This is a genomic window from Psychroserpens damuponensis (genome assembly GCF_000826655.1).
In the GTDB taxonomy this organism is placed as follows: domain Bacteria; phylum Bacteroidota; class Bacteroidia; order Flavobacteriales; family Flavobacteriaceae; genus Psychroserpens; species Psychroserpens damuponensis.
Window position 1 is genome coordinate 1 of record NZ_JXJO01000001.1, and the last position, 14,446, is coordinate 14,446.

The 14,446-nt window shown below is 36.8% G+C and carries 4 protein-coding genes; 1 reads left to right on the forward strand and 3 read right to left on the reverse strand.

The window, feature by feature from the left end:
- Positions 1-9,117, reverse strand: a 9,117-nt coding sequence (locus tag TD29_RS00005) for an HYR-like domain-containing protein (protein ID WP_040278003.1), incomplete at its 3' end; no start/stop codon positions are given.
- A gap of 473 nt (positions 9,118-9,590) precedes the next feature.
- On the reverse strand, positions 9,591-11,102 hold the full coding sequence (gene hutH, locus TD29_RS00010) for a histidine ammonia-lyase (protein WP_040278005.1): 1,512 nt from the start codon (positions 11,100-11,102) through the stop codon (positions 9,591-9,593).
- Positions 11,103-11,230: 128 nt separating this feature from the next.
- Between hutH and TD29_RS00015 the strand changes: the two genes are divergently transcribed.
- Positions 11,231-12,616: a TlpA family protein disulfide reductase gene (locus TD29_RS00015; protein WP_040278006.1), complete on the forward strand. Its 1,386-nt coding sequence runs from the start codon at positions 11,231-11,233 to the stop codon at positions 12,614-12,616.
- An 85-nt stretch (positions 12,617-12,701) separates the two neighbouring features.
- On the opposite strand, the gene TD29_RS00020 is transcribed toward TD29_RS00015, so the two are convergent.
- A complete protein-coding gene (locus TD29_RS00020; protein ID WP_040278007.1) occupies positions 12,702-14,258 on the reverse strand; it encodes a bifunctional ADP-dependent NAD(P)H-hydrate dehydratase/NAD(P)H-hydrate epimerase in 1,557 nt (518 codons plus the stop codon).
- Between the last annotated feature and the right edge of the window lie 188 nt (positions 14,259-14,446).

The window sequence follows — 14,446 nt, forward strand, 5'->3', positions numbered from 1 at the left end:
TCCATAATCAATAACTATAGTAACATCTTCTGCACCTCCATCACTCGTATCACCAGTCACAGATGTTCCACATTCTAAATCAACAGCATTGTCTTCATCTGCAATAGTCCAAGTATATGTCACATCACAAGATGCTTCATTACCACAACCATCATTAGCTGTAAACGTACGTACTAAAGTATAATCAATAGTAGTTTCATACTCTGGGCATTCTAAAGTAAACGCTTTATTATGACCGTCTTGAGCATTAAATATCCATGCTGTTGCATCACACATATCAAAAGCATTTGCTGTTGCACTACCTGCTACAGAAGCTCCGCTTCCTAAATCTTGCATGATATCATACTGTCCACTTGATGGGTTATAGATAACCTCGAAAGTTCCATAGTTTGATAATGGGCTTCCATTTAAGTCAGTTATCGATCCACTGTAGTAAGGATTATCATTTTGAGTTCCCGTTGGCAAACCTCCTAATGTTAATACATACCCTTCTTCAAAAGTGAATACAAAATCACCACTTACGTAAGTTGTTTCACCTACTGCTTCAGTAATTACATCTTCGTAATCTTGAGTTTGACCATCTTCTTGACAGTTATCAGCATAAGGCGCTTTATCAGCAAAACCAGATGGAGTTTCAGCAACAACACCATAATCTTCACCTTCTGGACATTCTACTACAGGTGCAGTATCATCAACAATGATAAATGTACATGTAAATGGTTCAGATACGTTTTCACAGTTATCTTCAACTTCAAAAGTAATCGTTAACGTTTTAGAACAATCATCTCCTGTCATACCTTTATCTGTAACTCTATAAGTTAATTCACTTACATCTGCACAGTTATCTGTGAAACATGGCACTAGAGTACCGTTCATATCTGCTACAGTTAATCCTGCTACTGACCAAGAGTTATCTCCTGCAGTGATCTCATCTCCTATTTCAAGAGAGATTGAAGCATCTGCTGGACAAGTTGCACCCACTTCAGTACCTATTGTCATCACTTCATTATCACAAACACCTGTTGGTTCAGGAGCAGTTTGATCACCACCTGAATACGTGAATTTGATTAATTCTGCTGTGTTACCACAAACATCCTTTGCAGTATATTCAAATACTTTGATCCACTCACAATCTGATCCTATAGACAACTTCTCAACTTTAACAACTGTAACTTCGCTACAATTATCAGAGTATAATGCTGCAATATCCTCTGCTGATGGCTCACCTAGGTCTCCATCTTTACAAGCATCGATAGAATTAACAATTGTAGGAGGTGTTTCACCAACTAATACTGGAGCCATTGTATCAGCACCACTATTAACGATTACTACATTATCTGCGAAGTTTCCACAAGAATCTTCTACAGTATAAGTATATGTAGCAATCCACCCACAATCATCACCTTCAATTGAAGGCTCTAATGCAGTTACTATTACATCTCCACAGTTATCAGTGTATGCTGCACGAATCGCACCTGCTTCTGGAGCACCTGGATTTTCGCTTAAACACTGTAACCCTGAAGTACCTACTGGTAATTCTCCTTCTAAAACAGGAGCAGATGTATCACCACCATTATAAGCTATCTTAACTGGAGTTGCATAATTACCACAATCATCTTGTACATCGTATCTAATTACAATTGCCCATAGACAATCTGTGTTCTCATCTGGCGAGAAGACAGTTTTAGTTACGTTTACATTTCCGCAGTTATCAGTAAATAACGCAGCAACATCTTCAACACTTGGTCCTTCTGGTGCATCAGCAAAACATACATTTACATCAGATTCTCCCATTGGTAACTCTCCTACTAATACTGGAGCAGTTTCATCAATTACAGTTACTAATTGCTTAGCTGTAATTGTACGTCCACAATCATCTGTGAAAGTAAAGTCTACTTCAAAAGTTCCACAACTTCCCTCGAAAGGCTGTGCTTCACCTTGAACAGATCCCGCAATTAAACAAGCCTCTGTACCGCCATTTGTGTATGATAAGAATTCTGCTTCATAAGATGCTAAATCTTCACATGCAATCGTTGCATCTTCGATAGCTTCAAATGCTGCCATTGGTGCTGGCTCAACTGTAATCGTTTGGCTAGCCTCAATTGTTCTTTCACAATCATCTGTGTAAGTCCAGTTAACTAATATTGTTCCACCACATTCCGTATAATCTGGTGTAGCTTCTCCATCAACAGAACCTTCTATTAAACATGCTTCATTAGAAGCTCCGTTTGTATATCCTAATGATCCTGCTACAAATGAATTTGCTTCTTCACATGAGATCGTCATGTCTTCCACTTCATCAAATACTGCCATTGGTGCTGGCTCAACTGTAATCGTTTGGCTAGCCTCAATTGTTCTTTGACATTCATCAGTATATGTCCAGTTTACTGTAAGTGTTCCTCCACATTCTGTGTATTCTCCACTTAACTCACCGTCTACTGATCCTTCGATTACACATGCCTCATTTGAAGCTCCATTTGTATACCCTAATGATCCTGCTGTAAATGATCCTGCTTCTTCACATGAGATTGTCATATCTTCCACTTCATCAAATACTGCCATTGGTGCTGGCTCAACTGTAATCGTTTGGCTAGCCTCAATTGTTCTTTCACATTCATCAGTGTAAGTCCAGTTTACCATAAGTGTTCCTCCACATTCTGTGTACTCTCCACTTAACTCACCGTTTACTGATCCTGAGATTACACATGCTTCGTTTGAAGCTCCGTTTGAATATCCTAATGAACCTGCTGTAAATGATCCTGCTTCTTCACATGAGATTGTCATATCTTCCACTTCATCAAATACTGCCATTGGTGCTGGCTCAACTGTAATCTCTTGCTTAGCAGTGATTGTTCTTTGACAATCATCAGTGTAAGTCCAATCAACAGAAAGCGTTCCACCACATTCTGTGTACGTTCCACTTAATTCACCTTCTACTGATCCTGCAATTACACATGCTTCGTTTGAAGCTCCGTTCGTATATCCTAAAGCACCTGCTGTAAATGATCCTGCTTCGTCACATGAAATTGTCATGTTTTCAACCTCATCAAATACTGCCATTGGTGCTGGCTCTACTGTAATCGTTTGGCTAGCCTCAATTGTTCTTTCACAATCATCAGTGTATGTCCAGTTTACTGTAAGTGTTCCTCCACATTCTGTGTACTCTCCACTTAACTCACCGTCTACAGATCCTTCGATTACACAAGCCTCAGTTGAAGCTCCGTTTGTATACCCTAAAGAACTTGCTGCAAATGATCCTGCTTCTTCACATGAGATTATCATGTCTTCTACTTCATCAAATACTGCCATTGGTGCTGGCTCAACTTCAATCTCCTGCTTAGCAGTGATTATTCTTTCACAATCGTCAGTGTAAGTCCAGTCAACATAAAGTGTCCCACCACATTCTGTGTACGTTCCACTTAATTGACCTTCTACTGACCCTGAGATTAAACAAGCCTCAGTTGAAGCTCCGTTTGTATATCCTAAAGAACTTGCTGTAAATGATCCTGCTTCGTCACATGAGATTGTCATGTTTTCTATCTCATCAAATACTGGCGCTGGTGCTGGCTCTACTGTAATAGTTTGGCTCGCCTCAATTGTTCTTTGACATTCATCAGTGTATGTCCAGTTTACAGTAAGCGTTCCTCCACATTCTGTGTATGTTCCACTTAATTCACCGTCTACTGACCCTTCGATTACACATGCTTCATTAGAAGCTCCATTTGTATATCCTAATGAACCTGCTGTAAATGATCCTGCTTCGTCACATGAGATTGTGATATTTTCTACTTCATCAAATACTGCCATTGGTGCTGGATTAATTTTGATTTGCTGTCTTGCTGTAATTGTTCTGTCACAATCATCAGTATAAGTCCAATCAACAAATAACAACCCTCCACATTCTGTGTACTCACCACTTAACTCTCCTTCTACTGATCCTGAGATCAAACACGCTTCGTTTGAAGCTCCGTTTGTATATCCTAATGATCCTGCTGTAAATGATCCTGCTTCCTCACATGAGATTGTGATATTTTCCACCTCTTCAAATACTGCCATTGGCGATGGCTCAACTGTAATCGTTTGGCTAGCCTCAATCGTTCTTTGACATTCATCAGTGTAAGTCCAGTTTACCATAAGTGTTCCTCCACATTCTGTGTATTCTCCACTTAACTCACCGTCTACCGATCCTTCGATTACACATGCTTCGTTTGAAGCTCCGTTTGTATATCCTAATGAACCTGCTACAAATAATCCAGCCTCTTCACATGAGATTGTCATGTCTTCTACCTCATTAAATACTGCCATTGGTGCTGGCTCAACTATTATCTCTTGCTTAGCAGTGATTGTTCTTTCACAATCGTCAGTGTAAGTCCAATCAACAGAAAGTGTTCCGCCACATTCTGTGTACGTCCCACTTAATTCACCTTCTACTGATCCTGCAATTAAACATGCCTCAGTTGAAGCTCCATTTGTATATCCTAATGAACCTGCTGTAAATGACCCTGCTTCATCACATGAAATTGTCATGTTTTCAACCTCATCAAATACTGCCATTGGTGCTGGCTCAACTGTAATCGTTTGGCTAGCTTCAATTGTTCTTTCACAATCATCAGTGTATGTCCAGTTTACTGTAAGTGTTCCTCCACATTCTGTGTACTCTCCACTTAATTCACCGTCTACCGATCCTTCGATTAAACACGCTTCGTTTGAAGCTCCGTTTGTATATCCTAATGAACCTGCTGTAAATGATCCTGCTTCATCACATGAGATTGTCATGTCATCTACTTCGTCAAATGCTGCAGAAGGTGCTGGTGAAACAGTTATTGTCTTTCTAGCAGTTATAGTTCTATCACACTCATCAGTAAAGGTCCAGTCAACGTAAAGTGTTCCTCCACATTCTGTGTATTCTCCACTTAATTCACCGTCTACTGATCCCGAGATCAAACATGCTTCATTTGAAGCTCCATTTGTATAACTTAATGACCCAACTTGGTATTGATTTGCTAAATCACAAGCAATTGTAATGTCTTGCACTTCATCAAATACTGCCATTGGTGCTGGCTCAACTGTAATTTCTTGCTTCGCAGTGATTGTTCTATCGCACTCATCAGTGTATGTCCAATCAACGTAAAGTGTTCCTCCACATTCTGTGTAATCTCCACTTAATTCACCGTCTATTGACCCTTCGATTACACACGCTTCATTAGAAGCTCCGTTTGTGTATCCTAATGATTCTGCTGTAAACGATCCAGCCTCTTCGCATGAAATTGTCATGTTTTCTACTTCATCAAATACTGCAACTGGCGCTGGCTCAACTATAACCGTTTGGCTAGCCACAATTGTTCTTTCACAATCATCTGTGTAAGTCCAGTTTACTGTAAGTGTTCCTCCACATTCTGTGTATTCTCCACTTAACTCACCATCTACTGATCCTGCTATTAAACACGCTTCGTTTGAAGCTCCGTTTGTATATTCTAATGAACTTGCTTTAAACGATCCTGCTTCATCACATGTAATCATCATGTCTTCTACTTCATCAAATACTGCCATTGGTGCTGGCTCAACTGTAATCGTTTGGCTAGCCTCAATTGTTCTTTGACAATCATCTGTATAAGTCCAGTTTACTGTAAGTGTTCCTCCACATTCTGTGTATTCTCCACTTAATTCACCGTCTACTGATCCTGCTATTAAACACGCTTCGTTTGAAGCTCCGTTTGTATATTCTAATGAACTTGCTGTAAACGATCCTGCTTCATCACATGTAATCGTCATGTCTTCTACTTCATCAAATACCGCCATTGGTGCTGGCTCAACTATAATAGTTTGGCTAGCCTCAATAGTTCTTTCACAATCATCTGTATAAGTCCAGTTTACTGTAAGTGTTCCTCCACATTCTGTGTATTCTCCACTTAATTCACCGTCTACTGATCCTTCGATTGCGCATGCTTCATTTGAAGCTCCGTTTGTATATCCTAATGATCCTGCCGTAAATGATCCTGCTTCATCACATGAGATGGTCACATCTTCTACTTCATCAAATACTGCCATTGGTGCTGGCTCAACCGTAATTTCTTGCTTCGTAGTGATTGTTCTTTCACAATAGTCAGTGTACGTCCAATCAACGTAAAGTGTTCCTCCACATTCTGTGTAATCTCCACTTAACTCACCTTCTACTGATCCTTCGATTACACATGCTTCGTTTGAAGCTCCGTTTGTGTATCCTAATGAACCTGCTGTAAATGATCCTGCTTCATCACATGAAATTGTCATGTTTTCAACCTCATCAAATACTGCCATTGGTGCTGGCTCTACTGTAATCGTTTGGCTTGCCTCAATTGTTCTTTCACAAGCATCTGTGTAAGTCCAATTTACAGTAAGCGACCCTCCACATTCTGTGTACATACCACTTAACTCACCGTCTACTGACCCTGAGATTACACATGCTTCGTTTGAAGCTCCGTTTGTATATCCTAATGATCCTGCTGTAAATGATCCAGCCTCTTCACATGAAATAGTCATGTCTTCGACTTCATCAAATACTGCCATTGGTGCTGGCTCAACTGTAATCGTTTGGCTAGCTTCAATTGTTCTTTTACACTCGTCAGTGTAGGTCCAGTTTACTGTAAGTGTTCCTCCACATTCTGTGTACTCTCCACTTAACTCACCGTCTACTGATCCTTCGATTACACATGCTTTGTTTAAAGCTCCGTTTGTATATCCTAATGATCCTGCTGTAAATAATCCTGCTTCTTCACATGAGATTGTCATGTCTTCTACTTCGTCAAATATCGCCATTGGTGCTGGCTCAACTGTAATCGTTTGGCTAGCCTCAATTGTTCTTTCACATTCATCAGTGTAAGTCCAGTTTACAGTAAGTGTTCCTCCACATGCTGTATAATCTCTACTTAACTCACCGTCTACTGACCCTTCGATTACACACGCTTCGTTTGAAGCTCCGTTTGAATATCCTAATGATCCTGCTGTAAATGACCCTGCTTCATCACATGAGATTGTCATGTCTTCGACTTCATCAAATACTGCCATTGGTGCTGGCTCAACTGTAATCGTTTGGCTAGCCTCAATTGTTCTTTGACATTCATCAGTGTAAGTCCAGTTTACCATAAGTGTTCCTCCACATGCTGTGTATTCTCCACTTAACTCACCGTCTACTGATCCTTCGATTACACATGCTTCGTTTGAAGCTCCGTTTGTATATCCTAATGATCCTGCTGTAAATGATCCTGCTTCGTCACACGAGATTGTCATGTCTTCGACTTCATCAAATACTGCTAAAGGCGCAGGCTCAACTGTAATCGTTTGGCTTGCCTGAATTGTTCTTTCACATTCGTCAGTGTACGTCCAGTTTACTGTAAGTGCTCCACCACATTCTGTGTACTCTCCACTTAATTCACCGTCTACTGATCCTGCAATTAAACATCCCTCTGTTGAAGCTCCATTTGTATATCCTAATGAACCTGCTGTAAATGATCCTGCTTCTTCACATGAAATTACCATGTCTTCTACTTCACCAAATATCGCCATTGGTGCTGGTTCTACAGTATAAGTTATCTTTTCAGCAATTGTTCTATCACAATCATCTGTGAATATATAATCTACGTATAAAAATCCTCCACAGATAGTATATTCATTATATATAACACCTTCAACCGACCCTTCGATTGAACATACTCCATCAGAACCATTTGAATAACCTAATGATTCAGCTACAAACGTATCTGCTTCCTCACAAGTTAAACTTCCTCCTACAATGCTGTCAAATTCTGCAGCTGGTGCTGGTTCTACTAAAATTACGTACGGTCCCGCAGTTAATGTGCGACCACAAGAATCAACACCATTATATGTAATAGATAATTCTCCACCACAAACACTATATTGTGTACTTACCTCTCCTTCGATCGAACCTGCAATTGAACAAGCTCCCTGAGAAACACCATTATTATAGGTCGCATCTGGCGCTACATAAGATGTAGCTTCTTCACAAGAAATACTTGTTGGTAATTCTGGTGCTACAACAGTAGATTCTGGTGCTGGTAAAACTGTGATTGTTTGAGATTGAGCAACTGATCTTCCGCAGTCATCTGTAGCCGAATATGTTCTAATTACAACACCTCCTTCACAAGCATCTCCCAAACTACTTGTATCATCCGAAGATGATATTAATATTTTATCACTACAGTTATCTGTTGCATAGATACCTTTAGTACTTGCTAATGGAATTTCATCAACACAATTAACCGTAATATCTTCTGGCACTCCGGATAATTCTGGGTTTTCTTGATCACCACCAAAATATTGTAAAACTATAGAGTCAGCAAAATTATTACAATCATCTTTTATAATGTATGTATACTCTGCAAGCCACTTACAATCAGACCCTTTAGAGACAGATTGTTTTTCAACAATCACATTTCCGCAGTTATCAGAAAACAATGATGCAATATCTTCAACTGTTGGTCCTTCTGACTTATCAGAAAAACATAAGTTTAATCCTGATTCTCCTGTTGGAATAACAGCTCCTTTATTAAGGTAAGGTGCTTGATTATCTCCACCACTATAAGATACAATAAAATCTGATGCCATATTACCACACGCATCTTGAATAGAATATAAATAGTCTACAGACCATTCGCAATCACTCCCAGAAGGAGCTCCTGATTTAGTAACGATAACGTCACTACAGTTATCAGAATACAAAGCTGCAATACTAGCAGCAGTTGGACCTACAGGAACATTGTCAAGACATAAATCAAGACCTTGACCACCTTCAGGTATTTCTGCTCCTTCATTTAATGTAGGAGGTGTATTATCTCCTCCGAAATAATCTACTGCAAATTCAGCATAAAATTCACCGCAATAAATTTTATAATAAATTTTTAAAGTCCAATTACAGTCATCACCATCTAAGAAAGGGGTGATTTCTACAGTTGGAGTATTATCTCCACATTCATTTTCATACAACGCAGCTATTTCTGCTTCAGTAAATCCAGTAGGAGCCTCTGATTGACATCCACTAATGAATATACTCCTTTCTGTTTGTTGTGCGATCACTGAACTCACACTAAACGAGAAAAGCATGAAAAAGACTAAAGCCTTCATGCTGAAATTTCGTTTAGTAAAAAGATCAATACTACAACACGATAAATTCGTGATGGATTGCCAAATTTTGGCGCGCCCACCGCTTCGGGTAAAATTGCTCATAAACATAACATTTGGTTTAAATTAAAATTATCTTAACATTTATATAGACAATACACGTATTGCCGGCAAAACGCAAATACAAGATTTACGTGTAAGCTTAAACTTAAATATTGATGTACTATAAAATTTAGAACATCAACTAGAATGAAATCATTCTAAATCAATAAATGCTAATAATCAATTGTTGTGCTATTAAACAATTTTTCGGGTAAGAATAATAGATTAATTTGCTATTAATTTAATCTATTATTAGGTTAAAAATAAAGAGTATTCACCTCAACCTTAGGTCAAAAATATATTATAAAATACTGTCGTCCAAATAAATTTAACCTTTTTTTAGGTATTAAACCGTTGAACATTTTTTTCTGCATTTAATCGAAAAGCAAGTCGTTTTCGATGTAAAAATCACCGATGAAATACTGTGTTTTCATCATGAGTTTATAAAAAACTTTATCTTCAGAAACAAACTCAACTTCAGACCTATAACTTTTTAGAAACGAATTTATTAGAGGTGAAGACGGTATTGGTTTTCTAAAAAAAAGAGCTTGAGACGCATTTAAAAGCTCTATAGCCAAAATACGCTCTACATTATTAACTAAACTATAACATTGTGTTGCTGCATTAGCTCCCATACTTACGTGATCTTCTTGGCCATTACTTGACACAATACTATCTACACTGGCAGGTGTTGCAAGTTGCTTGTTTGCACTCACTATACTTGCTGCTGTATATTGCGGAATCATAAAACCTGAGTTTAATCCTGGGTTATCGACCAAAAACGCAGGAAGCCCTCTTAATCCTGAGATTAACTGATAGGTTCTTCGCTCTGATATACTCCCTAACTCTGCTACAGCAATTTTTAAATAATCTAAAGCTAACGCTAGGGGCTGCCCATGGAAATTTCCACCAGAAATAACTTCATCATCACCAACGAAAATATTAGGATTATCGGTAACCGAATTTATTTCAGTTTTAAATGTTTTATGCACAAAATCCAACGTATCTTTTGTTGCTCCGTGTACTTGAGGCATACATCTAAATGAGTAAGGGTCTTGCACGTGAGCTTTTTCTTGCGCTATCAACTCACTACCTTCAAGAAATTCCCTTATTCGTTGTGCGGTTTTCAATTGACCTTTATGTGGTCTCACTAGATGCACTAATTCATTAAACGGCTCTATTCTTCCATCAAAAGCGTCTAAAGAAATACTCCCAATTAAATCGGCGAAATAAGACAGCTTATATGATTTTAATAGTAAATGTACGCCATAGGCACTCATAAATTGTGTTCCGTTTAATAAAGCTAGCCCTTCTTTAGATTGCAACTCTATAGGATCCCAATTAAATTTTGATAAAATGTCATGAGACTTAAAAACTTCGTCATTATATTCTACTTCACCTTCTGCTATAAGTGGCAAAGCTAAATGTGCCAAAGGTGCTAAATCTCCAGATGCTCCTAATGAACCTTGAGTAAATACAATTGGAAATATATCATTATTATAAAAATCTACAAGTCGTTGAACTGTTTTAAGTTGCACACCACTATGACCATAACTTAATGATTGTACTTTAAGTAGCAACATAAGCTTAACTATGGCTGTAGGCACGCGTTCTCCTACTCCACAGGCATGTGACATGACCAAGTTTTCTTGTAACTTGGTGAGCATATCATTAGAAACCTTCACATCACACAATGACCCAAAACCTGTATTAATTCCGTAAATAGGTTGGTTTTCTTTTTTTATTTTCTCATCTAAATAATGACGACAATCTTCAATTTTCTTGATTGACTCTTTTGATAGTTCTATTTTTTTATTCTGAAAAAGGACATCTCCAATAGTTGAAAGTTCTAAAGTTTCCGAAGAGATAATATGCGTTGTACTCATAGTTATATTTTATCTGTTCAAAATTCTGAATAACATTTAGACTATGCAACAAATGTTAATAATTAATAAAATATGTATGTGAAAAATGGATAATCTGTATTTTTGCTTAACTAAAACTATTATATAATATGAAAAGATTAATTATTGCACTTGTGATGTTATCAATTTTTGCTTGTAAGCAAGAACCAAAAGTCGACTACGCTATAATCACTGGAAAAGTAGACAATTCTAAAGCAAAAAAGGCGATTATTAAACATGTAGACTTTGAAGCTGAAATAGTTATTAATGAAGATGGCACATTTGCAGACACTCTTCATATTCCTGAACATGGATTTTTTACCATGTCTATTGGAAGAGAATTTACACCTATACATTTAGATTTTGACAACAATATCAACATTAAGTTAGATGCCAATAAGTTTGATGAAACCATAAAATATACTGGTGAAGGTGCTGATAAAAATAATTATTTAGCTGCAAAAACACTTAACAATATCAAAGCAACTGCTAACGAAGCCGAGTTATATTCTCTAAATGAAGATGCATTTAAAGCTAGACTATCTGAAATACAATCAACAAACGAAACCCTTTTAAATGGTTTAACAAATACCGATGAAGCGTTTATTTCTGCGGAAAAACAAAACCTAGTTTACGATAATTATGCATTACTAAACAAATATGGTCAAGGACACGCCTATTTTACTAAACAAAAAGACTTTAAAGTTTCGGAAAGCTTTATCCCTACAGAATTAAAAAATATGGTTTTTGATAACTCAAGAGCTTATAAGTCTTCGAGTTCTTATAAGGATATGGCTTTTGATAATGCTTTAAGAGGTATATTTGAAAACCTAGGAGATGACATCTCATCTGTTACAACAGAGGACTTAAAAGGTGTTTCTGATATTAAGATTCAACCCTTAAAAAATGATGTGATTGACTATTTATCAAGTTTTTTAGTCTCCCCAGGAAATGAAAACATGGAATCTATTTATAATTTCTTTGTAAACAATTCTACAAATGAGGACACTAAGAAAAAGTTAACAGCATCGTTTGAAAAAAACAAAAATCTAATTAAAGGAAAACCATCTCCTCAGTTTGTAAATTATGAAAATCATAAAGGAGGCGATCTATCACTTACAGATTTAAAAGGAAAATATGTATATGTCGATGTTTGGGCAACCTGGTGTGGACCATGTATTAGAGAAATCCCTTCTTTAAAAGAAGTTGAAAAACAATTTCATGGTCAAAATGTAGAATTTGTTAGTACCTCTATAGACCAAGCTAAAGATCATGATAAATGGGTGAGCATGGTTAAGGATAAAGATTTAGGTGGTGTACAGTTAATGGCAGATAGGGATTGGAGTTCTCAATTTGTAAGAGAGTATGGCATACAAGGCATACCAAGATTTATATTAATTGACCCTAACGGTAATATTGTAAGCGCAGATGCACCAAGACCATCAGACCCTAAGTTAGTAGAACTATTAGAAAAAGAACTAAAGATTGAACCATAGGGTACTTTCAATTATTATAAATAAAAAAAAAAAAAAACACTTCAATAGAAGTGTTTTTTTTTGTCTTTATATCAACGCAATTAATTTACTTTTTATCGTCAGTTTTCTGCGCTTGTTCTTGAGGCTGTTCTGGCTGTTTAAATAAATCAATATACGCACTTCCTAAAGCATTAATAATATGACTAGCCGTGAGACTTTGATATCCTAAATCTTCAATAGCAATATCTGCAGCTTTACCATGCAAATACACTCCAAAAACTGTAGCTCCTAATGCGTCATATCCTTGTGATATTAAACCTGTAATTACTCCTGTTAAAACATCTCCAGTTCCTGCGGTTGCCATACCTGGATTCCCAGTTGTATTGACATAACATTTTTCGTTAAAAACAGTAATTGTATTTGCGCCTTTAATCACTATAATAACATTGTGTTTTTTAGAAAATGACTTCGCTTTTTCTAGTTTTTCAAAGTCATCTTTCCATGATCCAATTAAACGCTCTAACTCTTTAGGATGTGGTGTTAATACCGATAGATCTGGCAACAATTTTAAAAGCGCTTTTTTCTTAGATAAAATATTGAGTCCATCTGCATCAATAACTAATGGAGTTTTATTTATTTTTAAAAATGTATCGAGAGCTAAAACTGTTTTAGCATCAGTTCCTAAACCAACACCCAAGCCTATAACCGTAGGTTCAATATTAAATTTGATATTAGAAATTAAAGTCTCACTTTCATCAGTAATAACCATACCTTCAGGAAACGAACTTTGTATAATTTGATAGCCACATTTTGGAATGTAAGATGTTACCAATCCAGCACCTATTAATAGTGCAGCACGACTAGATAACAAAACTGACCCCATTTTTCCGTAGCTACCACCAATAATTAAACTATGCCCAAAATCACCTTTGTGTGAGAATTTCTCTCTTGGTTTATAAATAGGAAGCACTTCATTTTTACCAATAATTTCACTTTCGGTTTCTGTAGCGTATAAAAATTCTCTATCTATTCCTATGTCAATAACTTCCCATTGGGTGGAAAACTTAGCTGTTTCTGGCAAAAAGAACACTAATTTTGGTGATTGAAAACTTAGTGTATAATTTGCCCAAACTACACCAAACTCATCCTCAATTGGTTTATCCGTATATACTCCAGATGGCACATCAACCGCTAAAGTAAAAGCTTGACTCTTTTTAAAGTGTTGAAACAATGCCTTAACCCAATCATTAATTGGTCTATTTAACCCGATACCAAAAACGGCGTCTACAATAATATCATCCTTATGAATTTCAGGAAAATCTGTTTCACAACCTAGCATATCTGGCCATTTTTTAGTGGTCTGCTTTATAAGGTCATAATTAATTAAAAAATCTTTGGTTCTCTTATCACTGCAATTTACCACATAGGTTTTTACATTATAACCATGTGTGATCAAATGTCTAGCAACCACCAAACCGTCTCCTCCATTATTACCAATCCCACAGAACACATGAATTGGCACTTGAGCTCCTTGCATACGCACATGTAACCAATTAAATATTTGAATTCCTGCACGTTCCATCAATTCTGTTGATGTAATGTTTTGCTTTTTAGCTGTAAGCTGATCTCCTTCGTAAATTTGTTCCTTAGAAAATATCTTCATGAATAAGGTTTATATTAATAACAGATTCCTCATTTTTAATTGTAAAAACGAAGAATTATTGAATAGATTCGTTATAAAGTGAAAAATGCGCAAAACATCTTTCAAAATTTTTTTATTACTGTAAAAATAATACATTTGATACGTATAGGCTTAAAAAATGACAAACCTAAATCAAAATATTTCACTTA

Excerpts from the sequence above, each read along its gene's own strand:
- hutH (WP_040278005.1), bottom strand. The coding sequence starts at position 11,102 with ATGAGTACAACGCATATTATCTCTTCGGAAACTTTAGAACTTTCAACT.
- TD29_RS00020 (WP_040278007.1), bottom strand. The coding sequence starts at position 14,258 with ATGAAGATATTTTCTAAGGAACAAATTTACGAAGGAGATCAGCTTACA.
- TD29_RS00015 (WP_040278006.1), top strand. The coding sequence starts at position 11,231 with ATGAAAAGATTAATTATTGCACTTGTGATGTTATCAATTTTTGCTTGT.